This window comes from Fervidicella metallireducens AeB, from assembly GCF_000601455.1.
Classification (GTDB): Bacteria; Bacillota; Clostridia; order Clostridiales; family Caloramatoraceae; genus Fervidicella; species Fervidicella metallireducens.
The window spans coordinates 21,333-44,720 of the sequence record NZ_AZQP01000022.1; the positions used below are offsets into that span (position 1 = coordinate 21,333).

The following is a 23,388-nucleotide window of genomic DNA, read 5'->3' on the forward strand; positions in this document are numbered from 1 at the left end:
GTCACCTCCTAAAATTTTAACACACATTTAATACTTTATAACATTTTTGTCAAAATGTCATCATTATATTTAAAAAAATTGATTTTTGTGTCACTTTTAATATCAATTTGTTACTCAAATTAGCATTTAATCTAATTTTTTTAACAAATTCTTGGAAGCTGGGCTCCAGCTAACTTTCCAAGTATTCTGTTTCCACCAATTTGGGTTTTTATAATAACTTTTCCTGGATAGTTTGAAGTCACTCTCCCTATGATCGCAGAATCTCTTCCCTCTGGAAGCTTTTTCATTGACTCAATCAATCTCTCAGCAACTTCCTCAGCAACTACAGCAACTATTTTCCCCTCATTAGCTGCATAGAGAGGATCTAATCCTATTATTTCACAGGCATTAGCAACAGAATTTTTTATTGGTATCCTATCCTCTTCCAGTTCTATTGTCATATCAGTACCCTCAACAAACTCATTTAAGGTTGTTGCAAGTCCTCCTCGAGTGGGATCCCTTAATATCTTTACCTTATCCCCATAACTTAAAATCTCTTCAGCTAAATTGTTCAAAGGAGCACAATCGGAAAACAATTCTATCCCTGTAATCAAATTATTCCTTGCAGCCATGATAGCAGTGCCATGATCTCCCATTGTGCCTGAAACAATAATTACATCACCTTTTTGAATCCTTTCCTTTCCCAGGTTTTCATGTTTTAAAAATCCTATACCTGCGGTGTTTATATAAATACCGTCACCTTTACCCCTTTCAACAACTTTAGTATCTCCAGTTGCAATAATAACATTACATTCCTCTGAAACTTTTTTTATTGAATTAACAATTTGTCGTAAATCTTCTGTTTTAAAACCCTCTTCAATAATAAAACTTAAACTTAAATACTTCGGTTCTCCTCCGCACATACATATATCATTGATAGTTCCACAAACAGCCAACTTACCTATATCCCTCCAGGGAAAAAAAGTGGACTTACAACAAAGCTGTCTGTTGAAAAAACCAATTTTTCATTGCCATTGAGGATAGCTCCATCACTTAGTTTTGATAGCTGATAATTATCAAAAGCAGGTAAAATAATTTCATCTATTAATTGAGAGGTCTTTCTCCCTCCGCTTCCATAGGCTAAAGTTATAATATCATCCATTTACTCCACCTCATATAACTTGATATTTGTAATAAGCAGCACATGCTCCCTCACTTGAAACCATACATGGACCAACTGGGTTCTCAGGTGTACATGTTTTCCCAAACAAAGGACATCCAGTTGGCTGCTGTTTACCTTTGATAACTTCACCACATTTACAAGCTGTTTCCTTATCTGTATTATCAAGTTTTATTTTAAAATGTTCTATAGCATCATATTCACTGAACTCTTCTTTTAATTTTAAACCACTCATTGGGACTAGGCCTATTCCCCTCCACAAATCGTCACAAGGCTCAAAATATTCAAATATACTTTGGAAAGCCTTCCTATTTCCTTCATATGAAACGGCCCTCATATATTCGTTTTCAAGCTTTGCATTACCTTCCTTTATCTGTAGCATTATCTTGTAAATGGATGTCAAAATATCTCCAGCCTCGAATCCACAAATAACAGAAGGAATTTTATACTCCTTCACCAGAAATTCAAGTCCACGTTCTCCTAAAATAACCGATACATGTCCTGGACAAATAAATCCATTTATATCGAAATCAGGCATTTCAATTAAGCCCCTTAAAATTGGTTCTACAAGCTTATGCATAGAAAAAACAAAAAAATTCTTTATCCCAGCTTTTTTGGCTGCCTGAATAGCAAGGGATGTTCCTGGGGTTGTAGTTTCAAAACCTATTCCAAGGAATACAACCTTTTTATCTTTATTGTGCTTTGCTAATTCAACTGCATCAATTGCTGAATATACCATCTCCACATTAGCACCTATTGCCTTTAATCTTTCTAAACTTTCACCATATTTTGACCCAGGAACCTTTAACATATCGCCATAGGTTGCAATAACTACATCTCTGTTTTTAGCAAGCTCTATAATTGAATCTATTCTTTCAATTGGGGTTACACATACTGGACACCCTGGTCCTGAAATTAGTTTTACATTTTGAGGTAACAGGCTTCTTATACCTGACTTTGCAATTGCCATTGTATGTGTTCCACATATTTCCATAATCTTTATAGGCGGAATATCCATTTCATTTATAGCCTTTACAATTCTTTGTATATCCTGAGGATTTTTAAATTGATTCCAAAGCATCTGTAACCTCCTTTATTAATTTTAAATTTTCAAGGGCATGTTCCTCTTCAAGCTTTTCTATAGCAAAACCAGCATGAACTATAACATAATCTCCCACACTAGGATTTTCTATAAAATCAACACGTATCTTCCTTTTAACACCTTCAATTTCAGCTAAAGCATCATTGCCATTAATTTCTGTAATTTTTAAAGGAACTGCTAAACACATTTAACTTCACCTCCATTTGCTGCAATAACAATCTGTCCAAGGGAAATCCCTTCATCGTTGGTTGATACCCTTTTATGAACAAAAACATTAAATCCTTCAGCAGTAAACCTTTTTGTTAGTCTGTCTAGTAAATACATATTTTGAAACACTCCACCAGATAAAACTATGTCAGTAATACTAGTTTCCATTTTTATTTCCTTAGAGATTTTAACTGCTGCCTCAACAAGAGTATTCATAAATTTTGATGCAATTTTTCCATTTTGGACACCATTTTCTTTATCTTCTACAATATTTCTAATAATCTCTCTCCAGTCTAAAACTGAAATTACATTGTCCTTATTAATACTGAAATTATATATTTCATCATCATTAGTAGCTAAGCTTTCAAGCATTACAGCTCCCTGACCTTCATAGGATGCCTTATGCTTTATATCGAGGATTGAAGCAACCCCATCAAATAACCTTCCTATACTGCTGGCGCGTGGTGTATTTAATTTTTTATCAATCATAGTTTCAATAGTTTTTACATCATTAGTTAAGATGAATTTTTCAGGGATATTACCTAAAGAATCGTATAGTAAGGAATAGCCTACCCTATATATTTCCTTTACAGCTTTATCTCCACCTGGCAGAGCTATTGGCATTATACTTCCATGTCGTTTAAATTCTTTGGCATCTCCAACTAAAAATTCCCCTCCCCAGATAGTATCATCAATTCCATATCCAGTTCCATCCCATACTATCCCTATAACCTTTTGTTCAAGATTGTTATCTGCCATACATGAAACCATATGGGCATGGTGGTGCTGAATCATGGCAACTGAAATATTTGAGTTTTTCCCCCTGTCTATAGCATAATTAGTAGACATATAATCAGGATGTAAATCGCAGGCGATTTTTTTAGGAACAATACCAAATAATTTTTCAAAATGCCTTATCTGATTTTCATAATGTTCTAAAGTTTCGATATTCTTCAAATCTCCAATATGCTGACTTGGAAAAACATATTCATCTTTAGATAAAGCAAATGACGCCTTCTGCTCTGCTCCACAAGCTAATATTTCCTGGATATTACAATTTAATTTAATGGGAAACGGAACATATCCTCTAGACCTTCTTAAAGGATATTCCTTACCGTTGTAAATTCTCATCAGTGAATCATCACATCTTACATGAATATCTCTATTATTCATTAAAAAACCATCTGCTATGTCCTTTAATTCACTAACTGCAGCCTCATTATCTTTAATTATTGGCAAATCAGAAACATTTCCACTGGTCATAACAACAGTGTCAATATCTTTCTCTAAAAGCAAATAATGAACTGGAGTGTATGGCAGCATTATCCCTACATATTTATTATCCATAGAAACATGCTCTAATAAGTTATTTTTTTTGTTCAAAAGAACAATAGGCCTTCTAAAGCTTTCTAGTAAATCTTTTTCATCTTTATTTACCATACACCACTTTTCAACGGCAGATATATCTTTACACATTATGGCAAATGGTTTTTCATCTCTCTTTTTTCTCACCCTGAGCTTATAAACTGCCTCTGAATTCTCAGCATCACAAACAAGATGAAAACCACCTAAACCCTTAACAGCAATAATTTTTCCTTCCTTAATATAATTCCTAGCAATTTCAATTGCATTGTTTGTTGTTTTTTTCCCAGATTCATCAATAAAAAACAACTCCGGCCCGCACTCAAAACAGCAATCTGGTTGTGCATGATATCGTCGATCTTCTATGTCTTTATATTCTTCTTCACAACTACTGCACATTGGGAATTTTGCCATTGTAGTCTTATCCCTGTCATATGGTATATCCTTTATAATACTAAACCTAGGTCCACAATTCGTACAATTAATAAATGGAAACCTATATCTCCTATCTTTTTCATCAAATAACTCTCTCAAACAATCTTCACATATACACACATCTGGTGAAATCAAAGTAAATTTCTCTTGACTATGTGTACTTTTAATGATATCAAACCCCTTATAACCCTTTATGTCATCAAATATTTCATATGATACCTTTTCTATAACGGCTAATTTAGGGTATTTAGTTTTAATATCTTGTACAAAATTTATCAATACATCATAATTGCCTTCTACTTCAATGGTTACACCCGTAGTAGAATTTTTTACCCATCCATTTAAACCTGAATCCTTAACAAGTTTATGTATAAATGGCCTGAATCCTACGCCCTGCACTATTCCATTAACTTCAATCAACATTCTTTTCAACATAATCACCTACATAATTCTGTATTACAACACAACATATCTGTTATACATTTTTATCATCTCTGTTATAGTATCTAAACGTTATAGTTTTAACAAAATCTCCATTGCATTTCCCTGTAAAACTCATTGATTTAAATAAAATCATAAACCTATTCCAATATTATTTCTTTACTGTTATCATTATAATACATATTAAATTAAAATTCAAATAATTAAATTGAATTCTATCAATATAAGCAGAATTAAGATATTTTACGCGATTTAGTTAATTAGTTATTAAGGGATAATAATTATTTATGCATAACAGAATAACTTAAATGTATTTCATATTCTGCTTAAAATATATATAATTATACAAGTCAACTAAATATGGAAAACAAAAGATATGCCTGATAAAAAGAATGATGAGATAATTTCAGATTTCTTTTTAATTTTTTTATTAAACTGTAATAATATTTTACTATCAAAAATAAAATTATTAAAAATAGTATTCCTTGGGAATGCTAAAGTATGATATAATTTACAATGTGCTTTTATACCTATTTTTTATTAACAAATGAAAGGAGTCTTAAGCTATGAGTTTTAAAGAAACATTAGCTAAAAAATACGCTGACACATATTTTAAAAAATATGGAGATAGATTAACACAAGTTCAAGGTCATGTTTTAAGTGTTAAGGTAACAACAAAGACTATATTATGGATATATAATATCCTAAAGGTTGACGTTCTTGTTAAGCCCGAAAGAAGCAAGGCTGTAGTGAGATGCCAATACGTTAGAAAGAAATGGTTTAAGAAACCGATATTTATGGACATTAAGCAAGGAAATATAGTAATCATCCAAGGATTAAAGGGTAAAAAAGGCAAGGATAGTAATGAGGCTATTAGCATACTAAATATTAAAAATTTAACAACTAAAAAGGATTTAATCCCAGTAGATCAAAAAATTCAAAAGGTTCAACAGAAACAATTTATAAAATAAGCATATGTTCAACATATGCTTATTTTATCTGATTTTTTTAATTCTCACCTGTTATACCAAAATAAACTGGATACCAATGAAATAGTCCCTGAAAAACATAAGACTATTACCCACTGGATCAAACTTAGTCCTTGGGTCTTAAAAACATTCTGAAACCAGGGAATATATACTGTAATAAGTAACATACATACAGATGACATAACCGCAAGCAGAAGATAGATGTTAGTCAAAAAGCCTATTTTAAATATAGAATGCCTTTCAGATCTACATTCGAAAACATGAAACAATTGAGACATAACCAAAGTACAAAGAGCCACTGTCCTTGCCAGTCTTAAGTTCTCTTCAAAATAAACCAAGGTCATAGCATATGAAACAACTGTGCACAGCCCAATCAGAACACCTCTTAAAATAATTTTATTCCATAGACCATCTGCAAAAATACTCTCATTTTTTTTCCTCGGTTTTCTATTCATTACATCATCTTCGCCTTTTTCAAGACTTAAAGCCATAGCTGGAAGCCCATCAGTTGCTAAATTAACGAAAAGTATCTGAATAGGTAGTAATGGAACTCCTAGATTGAATAATGAAGCCAGGAACATCGTTAGAACCTCTCCAATATTGCAGGATAGTAGATATCTTATAAATTTTCTAATATTATCATAAATTATTCTTCCTTCCTTGACTGCTGCAACTATGGTAGTAAAATTATCATCTAATAACACCATTGAAGATGCCTCTTTTGTTACATCAGTTCCTGTTATCCCCATAGCAACTCCAATATCCGCCTCTTTTATAGCTGGAGCATCGTTTACTCCATCACCTGTCATTGCTACAACAAGTCCCTTACTTTTAAAGGACTTAACAATTCTATGTTTGTGAGATGGACTAACCCTGGCAAAAACCCTCACCCTGTCTATAATTTTATCCAATTGAGAATCACTCATTTTATTTAACTCTTCACCTGTTAAAACAATCCCATCTTTATCAAGCATATTTAATTCCTTGGCAATTGCCTGTGCAGTCAGTTTATGATCTCCTGTAATCATTACTGGACTTATTCCTGCTATCCTGCATTCTATGATAGCATCCTTTACTTCCTCCCTAGGAGGATCTATCATACCTGCTAATCCTAAAAATATCAGATTATCCTCTGATGATGTTTCATTACCCTCAACCTTTTTGTAAGCAGCTCCTATTACCCTTAAGGCTCTTTGGGCCATATTATCATTGCTTTGAATAATTCTATTTTGTATGTCCTTTGTTAAGGGAACTTCATTACCATTTACCTGAAGCCATTTACACTTTTTTAAAATACTCTCTGGAGCACCCTTTACATATAAATACTTTTTATTGTTATAGCTGCATAAAACAGACATCATCTTTCTATCTGAATCAAAGGGGTTTTCCTTAAGAATTTTAATATTTTTGGTTAAATTATTTTTATAAATACCTGCCTTGGCTCCCATAACAAGAAGCGCTATCTCTGTTGGGTCCCCTATATAATTCTTTTTACTCTTATTAATCATTCTAGTCAATCCATAATCTGATATTTCTGCATTATTACAAATAACAGAGCACTCTATAAATGACTTTAAATCTATATCCTTTGATATAGACTTTTTTACCCCTGAAAGGTAATATTACCTGTTAAATCATAACCATAACCGGAAACTTCTAAATAGTTGTCTCGTATGTAAAGTTGTTTTACCGTCATTATATTCTGTGTCAATGTACCAGTTTTATCTGAACAGATGACATTTGTACAGCCAAGTGTTTCTACTGCTGGCAATTTTCTAACCAAAGCATTTTTTTTCATCATTCTCTGTACACCAGTAGCTAAAGAAACAGTTACTATTGCAGGCAGTCCCTCAGGAATTGCAGCAACCGCAAGACTTACCCCAACCAGGAACATCCTATATGCATTTTCACCTCTTAGAATCCCCGTAATTGTAACTATTGCACAAATTATTATACATCCATATACTAGTAATTTACCTAGATGATCTAGTTTTTGCTGAAGAGGTGTCTGCTTATTATCTATTTCCTGAAGCATATCCGCTATTTTCCCCATCTCTGTATCCATGCCAGTTGCATAAACTCTGCATCTTCCCCTGCCGCTTGTTATACTGCAACCCATATAAACTGTATTTATATTTGAAGCCTTCCCAGAAAATAAACGCTTTTCAACAGGTACAGATTCTCCAGTTAAAATTGACTCGTCACTAAAAATTCCATCCCCACTGATAATAATACAATCTGCAGGTACTCTGTCTCCAGCCTCTATTTCAATTATATCTCCAACAACCAGTTCCCTTGCCTTTATTATCATAAGTTTTCCGTCCCTTATAACCTTAGCTGTAGGTGCCGTTAATTCTTTTAAAGCTTCCAAGGATTTTTCCGTCTTAAATTCTTGAAAAAATCCAAGTAATGCATTTATTATGACAATTATTATTATGGTTATTGCATCAGCCTTTTCACCCATAAATGCTGAAATAGCAGTAGCAACTATTAAAATCCAAGTGATAAAATCATTAAACTGTGAAAGCAAAATTCCTATTGGAGATATCTTTTTCCTTTTAACAAGCTCATTGTATCCATATTTATCTAATCTCCTTTTAACCTCCCTAAGGCTCAGCCCCATATTAACATCAATTTTATCTTCTGTATATGAATTGATTACCCTCATAACACCATCCTCCTATTTATGCTTATAACTATTTATATTTGTTATATACTATAAGTATCACTTGGAAATGAAAGATTTTTAACGTAAACACTAACTTATTTTTCAAATAATTATTTACTTTCATTCATAATGCTTTATAATTAATTAATGTAACTTTATATGGAGGTGATATTGTGGGTGATGTAATTTACATAACTGGACACAGAAACCCTGATAGCGATTCAATATGCTCTGCACTAGCTTATGCGGATCTTAAAAAGAAATTAGGTTATAATGCAATTGCAGCAAGACTTGGTGAAATTAGTAGAGAAACAGAATTTATATTAGATTACTTTAATCTTAAAAAACCTGAATATCTACCTACTGTGAAAATCCAAGTTTGCGACCTGGAGATGGATAATGTTGAGCATGTATATCCTCATACTTCTATTAAAGAAGCTTGGACAATTATGAATAAAGGTAATTATAAGACACTACCTGTTGTGGATTCCCATAAAAAACTACTTGGTGTTGTCAGTCTTACTGACATTACCTTCAAGTATATGGATACCCAGGATGTTAACGTAATTGCAACAAGCAAAACTCCATTGAAAAATATCATTGAAACACTTAATGCAAAGATTTTATGTGGAAGCGAAGAAGACTTTAAAACCAGCGGTAAGGTGATTATTGCAGCATTAAAATACGAACAAATGAAATCCTATGTAAATGTTGGTGACATTGTTATAATAGGTAATAGAACTGATAGTCAAGTCACCGCAATTGAACAAGGAGCTAATCTTTTAATCGTTACAGGAGGCTGCGACGTTGAAGAAAACGTATTAAAACTATGCAAAGAAAAAAAATGCATAGTTATTTCTACTCCAAATGACACATTCACAACAGCAAGGCTTATTAATCAGAGTATACCTTTAAATTATGTTATGACCTCAAATGATATAATTAAGTTCGAATTAGATGATCTTGCAGATGAGGCAAAGGAAGTAATGACTAAAACAAGACACAGTAGTTATCCTGTTGTTGATACAAATAATCATATTAAAGGATTTATATCAAGATATCATTTAATCACACAGAAAAAGAAAAAAGTTATTTTAATGGATCACAACGAAACAGCTCAATCAGTACATGGAATTGAAGATGCAGAGGTTATAGAAATAATAGATCATCATAGAGTAGCTGATGTTCAAACCAGCAAGCCAATATATTTCAGAAACGAACCAGTTGGAAGTACTTCAACGATTGTAGCAAATATGTTTTTTGAAAATGGCTTAACTCCTGAAAAAGGAATTGCAGGTGCATTGTTAGGTGCTATAATCTCTGATACACTTAAATTTAAGTCTCCAACCTGTACAAATGTAGATAAAGTTACGGCTGAAAAATTGGCTTCTATTGCAGAAGTAGATATTGACACATTTGCCTATGAGATGTTTAAGGCAGGTACTTCACTCAAGGGTAAAACTCCTGAAGAGATATTCTATCAGGATTATAAAGATTTTAATTTAGGAGAATATAAGATAGGTGTCGGCCAGGTTAACACCATGGATCCTTCAAGTATTGAAGAAACAAAGTCTGACCTTCTTGCCTTTATGAACAACGTTTGCAAAACTGGAAATTATAATTTAGTAATTATAATGGTTACAGATATTGTTAATGAAGGGTCTGAGCTTTTATTTGTTGGTGAGAATAAAGAATTAATTTCAAAAGCCTTTAATGTAGAATTAGGTGAAAATAGTGTGTATCTTCCAGGGGTTGTTTCAAGAAAGAAACAAATAATCCCTCCACTTTCACAAGCTACAGAATAAAATAAGGGCTGTGGCATTAGCGTTTTTTAACTGCTAATACCACAGCCTCTTTTTAAATTTTTATATTAAAATTTAGACACCTTAATATACAGGTTTATGAAAAATTTCCCACACCTTCTTTTAATCTACATCCTTTAAAGATAATCCTATTCTTTTATTCTCAATATCAATACTTAATATTTTTACTCTGACTTTCTGACCAATTTTAACAACTTCCTGTGGTCTATTAACCCTTCTATCAGCAAGATTTGAAATATGAATCAATCCATCTACACCATCATTCAGCTCAACGAAAACCCCAAATTCAGCATACCTTACAACCTTACCCTCAACTATGTCATCAACCTTATATTTCTCTATAAAGTCTTCAAAAGGTTCTTTGCCAGTTCTCTTAATGCTTCCACTAATCCTCTTAAGCTCTTCATTTTTATTTATTATTAAAACGTCAACTCTTTGTCCTGGTTTTATAAAATCCTCAATTTTATTAACCCTTTTCCAAGAAATTTCAGATATTGGAACAAAAACATCCATGTCTCCAACATTAACAAAAGCTCCAGAACCAATAACTGATTTAACTATTCCATTTAACACCTGTCCTGGCTCAACTTTGTCTAAAAACATTTTCTCTTTTGTTTCCCTTTCCTCCTGAAGAATTTCCTTTCTTGATACAAGCAACTCTACTTCATCACGTTTTTCTTTTACTTCTATGATTTTAACATTTAATCTTTTACCTATGTATGTGTTTGCATCATCCTCTTTTCTTACTCCTGATAAAGAAAAAGGAAGAAAAGCCCTGATGCCATTGTATTGACAACTGAAACCACCATTATTCACTGCATTAACAGATACCTCAATAACTTTTCCGCTATCTTTATAATCCCTCAATCTATCATAAAATTCTTCTTTTTCAAGTGCCTTTCTACTTAACACAACATTCCCTTCTCCATCATTCATGCTAATAACTTCAACCTTTACTACATCATCAACCTTAAAATTTTCCTTTAAATTAATAACGTCATGGGAAGTCTCCTCAAGTGGAATAACTCCATCTGCCTTATACCTGATGTCTAAGAAAACCTCCTTGTCTGTCACATGAACAACTTTACCTTCTACAACATTGCCAACTTGAATATCACTGTACCCCCTGAGATATTCTTCAAATTCTTGCTGAACATCATTTTTTACCATGTCATTCATCTCAAAATTCCCCTCACTTTTTGTATTTCCTTTTTCAATTTTTTTAATTACTTCTTTTATAACATAATCTGGAGTGGATGCTCCAGCTGTTATCCCTACTTTATCAACCCCAATCAGACAATCAAGATTCAGCTCTTGTGAATTCTCAATAAATATAGTATTCTTACAGTTTTTGCTGCATATTTCAAAAAGCTTTCTGGTATTTGAGCTGTTCTTTCCACCAACAACAATCATTGCTTCAACCTGCTTTGAAAGTTCAAATGCTTCCTTTTGCCTTAACTCAGTTGCACTGCATATTGTATTAAATATCAAAATTTCCTTAGCCAGATTTAACAAGCCACAAATTATTGAGTTCCATTTACTTTGATTAAATGTGGTTTGTGCAACAACACATATTTTCCCATACTTTTCTTCAACACTTGGTATATCCTCTTCGCCATTGATTATAATCCCTTTATTTTCACACCATCCATTTATCCCCTGTACCTCTGGGTGACTGGCATCACCAATAATAAATATCCTATAACCCTGTTTATGTTTGTCATTAACAATATTATGTATGTACTTTACATAGGGACACGTAGCATCTATAATCTGTGCTCCTTTTTGAATTGTTGCATCATAAATTTCCTTTGAAATTCCATGTGACCTTATTATTATCTTATCTCCATTTTTAATTTCGTCTATATCATTTATAACATCAATAGATTTAGACTTTAAATCCTTGACAACCTGTTCGTTATGAATAATAGGTCCCAAAGTAAAAACCTTGCCATGATCCTTTGCTGCAGTATTGGCCTTTTCAATTGCTTTTTGTACACCGAAACAAAAACCCGCATTTTTAGAAACAATGATTTTCATTTTTCCTTCTCTCCTTATGTTAAAAATAGAGCAAATTTCACTAGATTGTCCCAATAGTAAATTTAAATATACACTATTGAAATACATAGAAACTAATTGTTTTTAATAATTAGCAGTATTTCATCAACCACTTCATCGATTGATTTTCCAGTTGTATCTATAAGTATAGCATCCTCTGCTTTAACTAAAGGATTATAGCTGCGATTCATATCTATTCTATCTCTTTCCTTTATATCATTACAAATCTCCTGAAAGGTAACACTGCTGTTTTGCTGACAAAATTCCTTATATCTTCTTGCCGCCCTCTCTTCCACTGAAGCTGTCAAATATATTTTATAGTTTGCATCTTTAAGTACAACCGTTCCTATATCCCTTCCATCCATAATAACGTTTTTACTTAATGCCATTTTTCTTTGCAGCTCAACTAGCCTGTCTCTAACAACTTGTTTGGCTGCTATCTCTGAAACCCTGCCACTTACGTAAAGCTGCCTTATTTCTGTTGAAACATCTTCGCCATCTAAATAAACCTTCCCATTTTCTAATGTGATTTCAGTTGAATTAAGCATTTTCTCAAGGGTTACATCATCGCTAACATCTATTTTATTTCTGATAATTTTCAATGTTACTGCCCTATACATTGCACCAGTATCAATATATTCTATTCCTAGTTTTTGAGCTACCAGTTTTGAGATGGTACTTTTACCAGCTCCTGCTGGTCCATCAATTGCAACTACTATTTTTTTCATTCTTCAACCTCCAAATAAAATATATATTCAATAAAACTAAAAAAATTCCTTCATTAAATCTGGTCTTAATTTTTTCGCTTCTTTCAGAAAAACATGCTGAACTTCACTTTGTACCTTATTTTCATTTACAAACATCAAAATTCTAATACATTTTTCCATACTACCTTCTACGAACATCTCTTGAAGACAAAGTAAACTCGCATGTAGAATGCCCATTTTTCTAGCTGCTTCTGCAGGATATACAGATTTCAAGTCCTTTGTACAAGAAAATATAACTGATATAATATCCTTAATTTCAATTTTATTAAAATCTAATATATGTTTAAGCAATTCCTCTGTAGCATTTAATATTTCCTCTTTGGTGTCATTTTCAACAGTAATTGCACCTCTGACCGAATACATCACATCACTCCTTTAGCAGCTGATACCTGCACAATAACCAGTAGAAAAGGCTATCTGCAGGTTAAATCCTCCTGTTTCTGCGTCTACATCCAATAATTCTCCAACAACATATAAGTCTTTTATTATCTTTGATTCCATTGTTGAAGGATTTATTTCCTTAACATTAACCCCACCTCTGGTGATTATGGCTTCTTCTATTGGCCGAGTACCTATAACTGTAACTTTAAATTCCTTCAGCAATCTAACTAATTTTGACCTCTCTTCCTTTGAAATTGAATTCACAGGTTTTTCCGGTGAAATTTCAGAAAGGTCAACCACTACAGGTATAAGTTTGCTTGGAAGAAGCTCATCTAATGCATTTTTAAAATGTTTATTTTTAAACTTTTCAAAATCCTTTAATATTCTCTTGTCTAATTCGTTATAATCTAAAGCTGGCTTTAAATCAATAAAAATTTCTACTTCTTTAGGCAAAATATCGCTTACCTTTCTACTAGCAGATAATACCATAGGCCCAGATATACCAAAATGGGTAAATAACATTTCACCAAAATCGTTATATATAGTTTTATTATTGCTTTTAACCGTAAGTTCTACATTCTTTAAGGATAAGCCCATTAATTCTTTTATCCACTTTTCTTTAGCTACAAGGGGCACCAATGCTGGTTTTATAGGCATTATAGTATGACCAAGTCTTCGTAAAAATTCATACCCATCACCTGTGGAACCAGTAAGAGGATAGGACATACCACCCGTTGCCAGTATAACTGCATCACATTTTATACTGCGGTTTACATCTAATTCAACGCCTATAACCTTTCTATCCTCCGTTAAGATATCCTTAACAGCTGTATTCAGTAATATTTCAACATTATTTTCCTTTAGATATTTTTCAAAACATTTTATTATATCACTTGATTTATCGCTCTCTGGAAATACCCTGTCTCCTCTTTCTACCTTTAACTTAACGCCCTTATCCTCAATCATCTTCATCAAGTCCTGATTTGTAAATGTATAAAGGGAACTATACATAAAGCTTGAATTTCCAGGTATATGTTTAATAATGTCCTCAATGTCTTTATTAGTTGTAACATTGCAACGGCCCTTACCAGTGATGAAAAGTTTTTTCCCAAGCTTTTCGTTTTTTTCTATTAATATAACTCTATTTCCTCTTTCAGCAGCTTTAATGGCTGCCATCATACCAGCGGCTCCTCCACCAACAACTACAATTTTTCTCATACCTAACCTCCTATAATCCAATGTGGCATGTATCATTCAAATGTATAACACTAAATCCCCTGTCATTGTATTCAAAAAGATTTAACGAAGTATTATCTTGTCTTATTTTATGCATATTAGCAAGGTCTATCCCAAGCATTGCACATATCATCACTTTAATAGTTATTCCATGGGAAACTATTAATATATTTTTTTCTTTGTTATTATTTAAAATTTCAATAAGCTTTGTCATGCTTCTTTCTTTTAATGATAAAATATCTTCACCACCTGGAATTTTGGCAAGGTGAGGTTCATAATGCCAGATAGAATATACTTCTTTATACTTTTCCATTATCTCTTTGTATTGTAATCCTTCCCACACCCCAAAGTTTATTTCCTTAAAAGCCTCAACAATTTCTACTTTTTTGTTATGATAAGATGCTATAATATTAGCAGTTTCATATGCTCTTCCTAATTCACTTGAAAAAAACAAATCAATTTCTTTATTTTTAAGCCTTTCTCCTAAGGCTTTAGCCTGTTTTATCCCTTCCTCTGATAAGGGAATATTATTGCTGCAGCCTTGTGTTCTCTGAGCTTTATTCCATTCCGTTTCACCATGACGTACTAAATATATTTTCGACATTCAATAACCTCCAAAAACAATAAAATCATTAGAACCTGAATTAACATTTTTAAAAACAATCTTTATTAACATTAATACAATATCATAAAACAAAAAAAATAGAAGTTATGAAATATCATAACCTTAGGCTGTTTACAAAGTTATCTATTATAGAACATTATGAATAATTGCATAAGTTTAATGCAATTTATAAAGTTACTTATCTTAGGGCATCTTGGAAAAAATTTTTTCAAATAAAAAACAGAGAACCGTTGGTTCTCCGTTTTTTATTATTAATAATTTCCCTGTGCATGCATTGCTTCAGCAACTTTTAAGAAACCAGCAATGTTTGCTCCAGCAACAAGGTTGTATCCAAATCCGTATTCTTCAGCAGCTTTCTTAGCATTATTGTAGATGTTAACCATAATTTGATGTAACTTAGCATCTACTTCTTCAGCTGTCCAAGCCATTCTCATGCTGTTTTGTGACATTTCAAGAGCTGATGTAGCAACACCACCTGCATTAGCAGCCTTAGCTGGTCCTACAACTACTCCATTTGCTAAGAAGTATTCTATTGCTTCATTAGTACATGGCATGTTTGCTCCTTCACAAACATATTTTACTCCATTAGCAACTATTTGCTTAGCATGTTCTAAAGTGATATCATTTTGAACAGCACATGGCATTACGATATCAACCTTAACATTCCATGGTTTTTCTCCTTGGAAGAATTGAACTCCATATTTGTCAGCATAGTCTTTAACTCTAGCACCCTTGTTTTCTCTTAACATTTCAACTAGATAGTCTATCTTCTCACCAGTTACTCCATCTGGATCATAGATATATCCGTCTGGACCTGATAATGTAACAACTTTACCACCAAGATCTGCAACCTTCTTACATGCACCCCATGCAACGTTACCAAATCCTGATACTGCAACAGTCTTTCCTTCAAAATTTAATCCATCGTGTTTTAACATTTCATTACAGAAGTAAGTAACACCATACCCTGTAGCTTCTGGTCTTATTAAGCTTCCACCATATGATAATCCTTTTCCAGTTAAAACTCCATTTTCAAATGCAGCTCTGATTCTTCTGTATTGTCCATATAGGTAGCCTATTTCTCTTCCACCAACACCTATATCACCTGCAGGAACGTCAACATCTGGTCCTATGTGTCTGTAAAGTTCTGTCATAAAGCTTTGGCAGAATCTCATTATTTCTGCGTCTGACTTACCTCTTGGATCGAAGTCAGAACCACCTTTACCGCCACCTATTGGAAGTCCAGTTAATGCATTCTTAAGTATTTGTTCAAAACCTAAGAATTTAATTATTCCTATATAAACTGATGGATGGAATCTTAATCCTCCCTTATAAGGTCCTATAGCTCCATTAAATTGTACTCTGAAACCACGGTTAACATGTAGATTACCTTCATCATCAACCCATGGTACTCTGAACATTATTTGTCTTTCTGGTTCTGTAAATCTTTCAAGTAAATTTGCTTCTATGTATTCTGGGTGTTTTTCAAGAACTGGTTGTAATGAATGTAATACTTCTTCAACTGCTTGTATAAATTCTGGTTCATTTGAATTTCTTTGTTTTACCCTGTTAAGTACTTCTTCAATATAAGCTGATGGAGTAAGTTTTTCCTTTGCCATGTAAATGACCTCCTATAATTTAAGTTTATCTTAATATAAGTATGCAATATTTCTTTCACAATTGCAACTTTATTAAATCCAATTATTCATGATTTAATGATTTTATCGCTTGTCTATATGCCATATTCTTTATTTTCTGATTTTTTTCATAATTTCTCTTTTTATTTCAATGTTTGCTTTATTTATACCCTTATTAATATTATGGTATACTATTTATTTGATAAAAGTCAATTAAATAATATTTTATTAATTAAATATTGTATGATTTTTATGTTTTTTCACTTTATCTTACTAAATATAAAATTTTAGCTCCTATCAATTTTAAAGCACAACTTGAATTTTATATTATAAAATAAAGCTATTTCTTCATTATCATAAAAATTAACCACTTTCTAATTATTTTATATATAGGGACATCTAAGTATCCTTTTGTTTATACTATCTATTTATTTCATTATCTGATATTACTATCCCCTCAAATATATCTTCTTGTTCTAAACTATTCTTTACTGTCCCCAATTAAAAAGCCCCGCTGCTGCGGGGCTTTTATTATTCATTAGTTTGTTTTGCTTTATATGTATAGACGTTATATTCTTCCCAAATGTTTTCAAGATTTTTAAAGGTTTCTGAAATTCTATCCTTTTCTCTTAAACCAACAGCTACCACAAGTGCATTTATCACACTTAATGGTGCCACTAGCGAGTCAACAAATGAAGCCATATTACTTTGGGCAATAAGTGCAAAATCAGCATTAGATGCAAGTGGTGACAGAAGACTGTCAGTTATTGCTACAACAGAAGCATTCTTACTTTTAGCAAACTTTAGAGCTTCTATTGTTTTAATGGAATATCTTGGGAATCCTATTCCAATAACTAGATCACCCTCTCCTGCACGATACAGCTGTTCAAAAATATCGCTTACACCTGTTGATACAACCCTTACATTGTCAAGAATAAGGCTTAAATAAAAACCTAAGAAATCAGCCAATGCCAAGGAACTTCTAAGACCTATGATATATATTCTCTTAGCCTTGAATATTTCATTAACTACATCTTCAAAAGTATTATTATTTATTTTTTCAAGTGTTGATCTTAAATTCTCCATATCAGCCTTCAATACACTCTTAAGGGCATTTTCTTCACTTATATAGTCATGGGACAGCTCAATTCTTTGAACTGAAGTCAATTTCGTTTTTATTAATTCCTGTAACGCCTTTTGAAGCTTTGGATATCCACTGAATCCAAGCTCATTTGCAAATCTTACAACCGTTGATTCACTGACTCCAACAGTAACACCCAGCTTTGCTGCTGTCATGAAGGCTGCTTTGTCATAATGCTTTAATATGTATTCTGCAATAAGTTTTTGACCTTTACTTAGCCTTGGAAATCTCATCTGAATAAGCCTCATCAGGTCTTGTCTATTCCCTTCCATAATTAACCTACCACCTTTTTTCTTTTGTTTTTGCTAATTCATACCCTTTTTTGTATGCTAAATAGTTTATCTCAAAAGTTCCCCTTGGGACATTTTTTTCAATAGCCTTTTCAATAGAATCATTGGTTACAATATTTGTTAGTCCATTTATTATTCCAAGAGAAAATATATTTATAACCATTGGTTTCTTTAAATTATTATATACAAACTCAATAATATTAAATTTAAAATAATTTCCCAAATCAGCATTAATATTTTCGTCAAGTATTACAACAGTATCATCTTTAATATATTTTTTGTATTTATTATATGCTTCCTGGCTTAGAGCTAAAAAAATATCTGCATTTTTTACCTTAGGATAATGTATTTCATTGTCTGAAATTATTACATCACTTCTACTTGCTCCACCTCTGGATTCTGGTCCATAATTTTGAGCCTGAACAACATATTTTCCGTCAAACACAGCTGCCTCAGCTAAAATTAATCCTGATAAAATTATACCCTGACCGCCAGTTCCACCTATTATTATTTGCTTTTTACTCATATTTACCCACCTCAGCCTCTACTAACTTATGATATTCACTGGTGTATTCCGGTTCGCTTTCATTCTTAAAAACACCAATTTTTATCTTACTACTATCAGTTAATGAAACCGATTCCTTTAACTCTTTCATAATATCAGGTGGATTTCCTAATTTATTTCTTCTTCCATACTGAACTGGACAAGGTGTTAAAGCTTCAACTATAGAGAATCCTTTGTTTTTAAAAGCACCCTTTATCATGTCTGTAAGATGCCTATAATGATATACTGTACTTCTTGCAACATATGTAGCCCCTGCACTTCTTGATAAATCACATATATCAAACTGTCTTTCAACTGTTCCATGCCTAGATGTTGCAGTCTTTGCACTCTTTGGGGTTGTAGGCGAATACTGCCCTCCTGTCATACCATAAATATTGTTGTTAAACACAATAACATTAAGATCAATATTCCTTCTACATGCATGTATTAAGTGATTACCACCTATTGCTGTGCAGTCTCCATCTCCTGTAATAACTATTACGTTCATTTCAGGATTAGCCATCTTGACACCTGTAGCAAAGGCAATTGCCCTTCCATGTGTTGTATGTATAGAATCAAAATTCAAGTAACCTGAAGCCCTAGAAGAACATCCTATACCTGAAACTATACAAATCTTTTCTTTATCTAAATCAGAAGAATCAATAGCATCGACTATTGCAGCCAAGGCAATACCATTACCGCATCCCGGGCACCAGATATGGGGTAATTGTTCTTTTCTAAAATATTTCTCAATCATCTCTCTGTTCACTCTATCGCCTCCTCAATTTTTTTAGTTATATCTTCAGGAGTAAAGAGCTCACCATTATATTTATTTATTCCAATTACCCTGCAGGTATTACCAACTATTCTCCTAATCTCAAGTAAAAGTTGTCCTGTATTTAACTCAGCTACGAATATTCTCCTTATATTGTTATCCTTTATTAATTTTATAAGCTGTTCTTCTGGGAATGGCCACAATGTATAAGGAATAAATAATCCAATTCCTCTAACCTTCTCATTAAAAATTATTTCTTTGCATACCCTCGCCGACGAACCATAGCTTATTAACAAATCTCCTCCATTTGTTATATTTAATGCATCAAATAAAACTATTTCACTGGCTTTATCCTCAATTTTTTTATGTAATCTGGTTATAAGTTTTTCAGTAATATCAGGATTACTTGTTGGATAACCCTTTTCATTATGGACAAGACCTGTAACATGATATTTGTATCCCATACCAAAATCAGCCATATGAGGAACTCCATCATCTTCATTTCTATACGGTAGGTAACTTTCCTTTGTAGCAGGTCTTTTTCTGTTTACTATCTGTATTTCCTCATCTAGTTCAACACACTCTCTCATATGAGCTATAACTTCATCCAGCAACAAAACAACTGGAACCCTGAAGGCCTCAGCATAATTAAATGCCTTAATAGTCATATAATATATGTCTTTTACAGTTACTGGTGCTATCACAATAATAGGATGATCTCCATGGGTACCCCATCTACTTTGCATTACATCACTTTGAGATACACAAGTTGGAAGTCCAGTACTTGGGCCACCTCTCATAACATTAACAATTACACAGGGCACTTCAGTCATTGCTGCATATCCAATATTCTCCTGTTTTAATGAAAATCCTGGCCCACTCGTTGCTGTCATAGATTTTAAACCACAAAGGGAAGCACCTATTATAGCTGCCATACTTGAAATCTCATCTTCCATTTGAATGAATTTACCATTAACCTTTGGAAGCTTTATAGATAACAATTCTGCTATCTCTGTTGATGGTGTTATTGGATATCCTGCAAAAAATCTCATACCTGCTCTTAGGGCACCTTCAACACAAGCTGTATTTCCTTGCATAAGTAAACGCTTACTCATACTTGTCCCCTCCTAACATATATAACATAGTCGGGGCAAATTTGCTGACATAAGCCACACCTTATGCATTTATCTACATTTTGTACTTCAACCTTACCAATGTTTAAAGCAAGGACTCCTCTGGGGCAAAATTCGACACATAGTCCACAGCCTTTACACCATTCAATTTTAATGTCTAAAGGCATATCATAATTTTTTTCCCCCATTATATCCCTCTTTTCCATGCAATTTTAGAAAACGAAACTTCAATTTTCTAAAAATGCAAGATTATTTTAGCATTTAACCACCACTTTTGCAATATTTTATTCATTATTTTACATTTTTTTATTCATTTGAATCATAAATTGATTGTAAGTACATGTTTCTTATTTTTCTGTGTTAACCAAAAATAAGCCCATATGACTTTAAATTTTTATTGAGAAAGGTAATAATTTTATTCATCTAGCAATTTTTAGAAAATTCTGATTTTAATATTATTTGTAGCTCCTATTTAATCTTTTGCATTATTTCACACCTTAAAACCAGTTTTCTACATCTTTTATAATTTTAAAATTAGTCAAATCATAATGAAGGGGTGTTAATGTTACAAAACCTTTTTTTATATTATAAACATCAACTTCATCCTTTTCTTCATCAACAGCCTCACCTTTAAGCTGAAATCCTATACTCTTATCATCCATTAAAGTTTCAATGTAACAATTTGTATAAATTCTATTTCCAAGCTTACATACCTTTATTCCCTTTATTTTGTCTTTGGAAATTCGTGGAACATTTATATTAAGCACAATATCATTCCCAATAAAATTTTCTTTTGCTATCTTAAGTATTGTTTTCCCGTATTCTGCTGCTACCTTTAGTTCTTCCTCTGTACAGTTAAAATCCCCTGAAATGGCTATTGAAGGTATCTTGTAAATAGAGCTTTCTATTGCTGCTGAAACTGTACCAGAATATATTACATCAGTTCCAAGATTAAACCCATTATTTATTCCTGAAAGAACAAAATCAAACTTATCTTCTTGTAGTTTTTCAATTGCTATCTTAACACAATCAGCAGGGGTTCCATCAACCGTGAAACATCTTGAACTTATACCTTCTAATTTCACCTCCTTAACTAAAATTGGTCGGGTTATTGTTATTGAATGACCACAGGCACTTCTTTGGTTATCCGGTGCTACAACAATAATCTCATGTTCTAGTTCCAATTCCTTTACCAACATATGTAATCCAATCGAATTTATTCCATCATCATTTGTAATTAATATTTTCATCCTCAATCCTCCATTTTCTATTGATATTGTTTGTGTAACGCATAATGTTATTTGATGCAAATAAAAATTATTTTATTTTACATAATATAAATATAACTGTGTATTTGCTAAATTGAAATACTAATATTAATATATATTATACTAGAAGGGATGTAATTTTATGATTCAAATAGATGATGCAGGAAGTGGAAGCTTGGTTGGAGGTACAATGATTGGTGTTATGAGGGTTGAAACAAAAGATTTTTATTCTGATGTTATACCAATAAAATATTTTACTTCTCCGAACTTTGAAGAGAAAAAATACACTGATTTCTGTATTAGTATTATTGATGACTCATTTAAAGCACTTGGAGTTGAAAAAAATGAATTGATACAAATCTGTCAAGGCTATATATTCGATAAAGTAAGAAAATACTTAGCAGACAATGGTTATTCTGTTGTAAGCACTAAAATCAGTGAACCCCTTCAATCTATTATTGAAGAAAATTTCATGGATTATGTGATCGGACTTGGAATACCTCTTGATTATCTCCAGTATACAAAATATCCATTTCATTTCCATAGGCTGTTAAAATGGGTCTTTGCCGATATTAAAACCAGAGAAAAATTATGCAAAACAGGGTGGAAGAGCTGGAAGAAGTATAAAGATATTAAAATAAGCCACTATTCAGATGTTTTGCTTGGAGGTAACTATAGATGTTTAAAATGCGGAAACATTATAGAAACCCCCTGCAAAATAAAGATTATTAAATTTACAACTAATCATGATTATTTTATATATGTCCACGATAATTGTCATTCTTCTCAATGATAATTATAAATGGCGCATTATTGTCTTTGCTTGAATAGTTTATTTCCATTGCTGAAAATACTTTTCTATTTAGTTCCTTAACCAATTCTCTAAGTTGCACAGCTTCTTCCTTTCCATTCTCATGTCCAACATACACAATGAGTATCATTAATCCACCAGGAAGAAGCATTTCAAGTCCTTTTTTTACAGCAACAATGGTTGTATCAGCCTTTGTTGTTATGTCTTTATCTCCACCAGGTAAGTAACCTAAATTGAATATAATCGCCTTAGGCTTTTCTCTGACAAACTCCTCAATATGTTCGTGTCCGGAATTAATAAGTACCACATTTTTTATTATGTTCATATCTGTATCTTCAATAAATTTTTTAATTGCTCTTTCTTGTATATCAAAGGCATAGACTTTCCCATAAGGAACAAGTTGCGATAAAAAAATTGTATCTTTACCATTTCCCAACGTTGCATCAACAACTATGTCATCTTCATTTATTACATCTTTAAGAATATCTTGAATGAGTTCAGTGGCCTTTTTTACAACTTTATACATAATAAATACT

The 23,388-nt window shown here is 32.4% G+C and carries 22 protein-coding genes and 1 pseudogene; 3 read left to right on the plus strand and 20 right to left on the minus strand.

What is annotated here, in order from left to right; translation table 11 throughout:
• Nucleotides 1–140: 140 nt before the first annotated feature.
• Genes hypE through hypF form a run of 5 tightly spaced genes read right to left on the minus strand, consistent with a single transcriptional unit; the run spans nt 141 to nt 4,700 of the window.
• Nucleotides 141–935 (minus strand): hydrogenase expression/formation protein HypE, encoded by a 795-nt coding sequence (gene hypE / locus Q428_RS07915; RefSeq protein WP_242847802.1) that lies wholly within the window; start codon nt 933–935, stop codon nt 141–143.
• Nucleotides 936–940: 5 nt separating this feature from the next.
• Nucleotides 941–1,141, minus strand: coding sequence for a hypothetical protein (locus Q428_RS15980; protein WP_242847803.1), 201 nt, complete (start codon nt 1,139–1,141; stop codon nt 941–943).
• Between the two features lie 10 nt (nt 1,142–1,151).
• Nucleotides 1,152–2,240, minus strand: coding sequence for a hydrogenase formation protein HypD (gene hypD / locus Q428_RS07920; protein ID WP_035379806.1), 1,089 nt, complete (start codon nt 2,238–2,240; stop codon nt 1,152–1,154).
• On the minus strand, nt 2,221–2,448 hold the full coding sequence (locus Q428_RS07925; RefSeq protein WP_035379807.1) for a HypC/HybG/HupF family hydrogenase formation chaperone: 228 nt from the start codon (nt 2,446–2,448) through the stop codon (nt 2,221–2,223). Before Q428_RS07925 ends, hypD begins: the two co-directional genes overlap by 20 nt.
• A complete protein-coding gene (gene hypF / locus Q428_RS07930) occupies nt 2,439–4,700 on the minus strand; it encodes a carbamoyltransferase HypF (protein WP_035379809.1) in 2,262 nt (753 codons plus the stop codon). Before hypF ends, Q428_RS07925 begins: the two co-directional genes overlap by 10 nt.
• 572 nt (nt 4,701–5,272) lie before the next feature.
• Here hypF and Q428_RS07935 point away from each other — a divergent pair.
• On the plus strand, nt 5,273–5,677 hold the full coding sequence (locus tag Q428_RS07935; RefSeq protein ID WP_035379811.1) for a hypothetical protein: 405 nt from the start codon (nt 5,273–5,275) through the stop codon (nt 5,675–5,677).
• 44 nt (nt 5,678–5,721) lie between these two features.
• Here the strand turns inward: Q428_RS07935 and Q428_RS15985 are convergent.
• Nucleotides 5,722–8,363: pseudogene (locus Q428_RS15985) on the minus strand (calcium-translocating P-type ATPase, SERCA-type).
• Nucleotides 8,364–8,536: 173 nt separating this feature from the next.
• On the opposite strand from Q428_RS15985, the gene Q428_RS07950 reads away from it, so the two are divergent.
• Nucleotides 8,537–10,168 (plus strand): putative manganese-dependent inorganic diphosphatase, encoded by a 1,632-nt coding sequence (locus tag Q428_RS07950; protein WP_035379815.1) that lies wholly within the window; start codon nt 8,537–8,539, stop codon nt 10,166–10,168.
• A gap of 120 nt (nt 10,169–10,288) precedes the next feature.
• On the opposite strand, the gene Q428_RS07955 is transcribed toward Q428_RS07950, so the two are convergent.
• From Q428_RS07955 to surE, 13 genes are all read right to left on the minus strand, one after another.
• Nucleotides 10,289–12,226: a bifunctional 4-hydroxy-3-methylbut-2-enyl diphosphate reductase/30S ribosomal protein S1 gene (locus Q428_RS07955; RefSeq protein WP_035379817.1), complete on the minus strand. Its 1,938-nt coding sequence runs from the start codon at nt 12,224–12,226 to the stop codon at nt 10,289–10,291.
• Between the two features lie 92 nt (nt 12,227–12,318).
• Nucleotides 12,319–12,972, minus strand: coding sequence for a (d)CMP kinase (gene cmk / locus Q428_RS07960; RefSeq protein ID WP_035379819.1), 654 nt, complete (start codon nt 12,970–12,972; stop codon nt 12,319–12,321).
• Nucleotides 12,973–13,008: 36 nt separating this feature from the next.
• The gene (gene aroH / locus Q428_RS07965) at nt 13,009–13,374 is read right to left on the minus strand and encodes a chorismate mutase (RefSeq protein ID WP_035379821.1); all 366 of its coding nucleotides are present in this window, start codon (nt 13,372–13,374) and stop codon (nt 13,009–13,011) included.
• A 12-nt stretch (nt 13,375–13,386) separates the two neighbouring features.
• Entirely contained in the window at nt 13,387–14,610 is a 1,224-nt protein-coding gene (locus Q428_RS07970) for a BaiN/RdsA family NAD(P)/FAD-dependent oxidoreductase (protein WP_035379823.1), read from the minus strand.
• 10 nt (nt 14,611–14,620) lie between these two features.
• Nucleotides 14,621–15,232 carry a histidine phosphatase family protein gene (locus tag Q428_RS07975; RefSeq protein WP_035379825.1) on the minus strand — a complete coding sequence of 204 codons (612 nt, stop codon included), beginning with the start codon at nt 15,230–15,232 and terminating at the stop codon, nt 14,621–14,623.
• 272 nt (nt 15,233–15,504) lie between these two features.
• Nucleotides 15,505–16,872, minus strand: coding sequence for an NADP-specific glutamate dehydrogenase (gdhA, locus tag Q428_RS07980; protein ID WP_035379827.1), 1,368 nt, complete (start codon nt 16,870–16,872; stop codon nt 15,505–15,507).
• 549 nt (nt 16,873–17,421) lie between these two features.
• Complete coding sequence (locus Q428_RS07985; RefSeq protein ID WP_035379829.1) at nt 17,422–18,303, minus strand: MurR/RpiR family transcriptional regulator; 882 nt, start codon at nt 18,301–18,303, stop codon at nt 17,422–17,424.
• A 7-nt stretch (nt 18,304–18,310) separates the two neighbouring features.
• A complete protein-coding gene (locus Q428_RS07990) occupies nt 18,311–18,847 on the minus strand; it encodes a 2-oxoacid:acceptor oxidoreductase family protein (protein WP_035379831.1) in 537 nt (178 codons plus the stop codon).
• Nucleotides 18,840–19,622, minus strand: a complete 783-nt coding sequence (locus Q428_RS07995) for a 2-oxoacid:ferredoxin oxidoreductase subunit beta (protein WP_035379856.1) — start codon at nt 19,620–19,622, stop codon at nt 18,840–18,842. The genes Q428_RS07990 and Q428_RS07995 overlap by 8 nt, the downstream gene beginning before the upstream one ends.
• A gap of 8 nt (nt 19,623–19,630) precedes the next feature.
• Nucleotides 19,631–20,755, minus strand: a complete 1,125-nt coding sequence (locus tag Q428_RS08000) for a 2-oxoacid:acceptor oxidoreductase subunit alpha (protein ID WP_035379833.1) — start codon at nt 20,753–20,755, stop codon at nt 19,631–19,633.
• Nucleotides 20,752–20,961 (minus strand): indolepyruvate ferredoxin oxidoreductase subunit alpha, encoded by a 210-nt coding sequence (locus Q428_RS08005; protein WP_035379835.1) that lies wholly within the window; start codon nt 20,959–20,961, stop codon nt 20,752–20,754. Before Q428_RS08005 ends, Q428_RS08000 begins: the two co-directional genes overlap by 4 nt.
• Before the next feature lie 172 nt (nt 20,962–21,133).
• Nucleotides 21,134–21,196: a DUF4264 family protein gene (locus Q428_RS16660; RefSeq protein WP_152539091.1), complete on the minus strand. Its 63-nt coding sequence runs from the start codon at nt 21,194–21,196 to the stop codon at nt 21,134–21,136.
• Between the two features lie 74 nt (nt 21,197–21,270).
• A complete protein-coding gene (gene surE, locus Q428_RS08010) occupies nt 21,271–22,023 on the minus strand; it encodes a 5'/3'-nucleotidase SurE (RefSeq protein WP_035379837.1) in 753 nt (250 codons plus the stop codon).
• 160 nt (nt 22,024–22,183) lie between these two features.
• On the opposite strand from surE, the gene Q428_RS08015 reads away from it, so the two are divergent.
• Nucleotides 22,184–22,834: a hypothetical protein gene (locus Q428_RS08015; RefSeq protein ID WP_035379839.1), complete on the plus strand. Its 651-nt coding sequence runs from the start codon at nt 22,184–22,186 to the stop codon at nt 22,832–22,834.
• Here the strand turns inward: Q428_RS08015 and mnmM are convergent.
• Nucleotides 22,797–23,388: tRNA 5-(aminomethyl)-2-thiouridylate-methyltransferase MnmM (gene mnmM, locus Q428_RS08020; RefSeq protein WP_341349018.1), on the minus strand; the 592-nt coding region annotated here is incomplete at its 5' end. The genes Q428_RS08015 and mnmM overlap by 38 nt on opposite strands.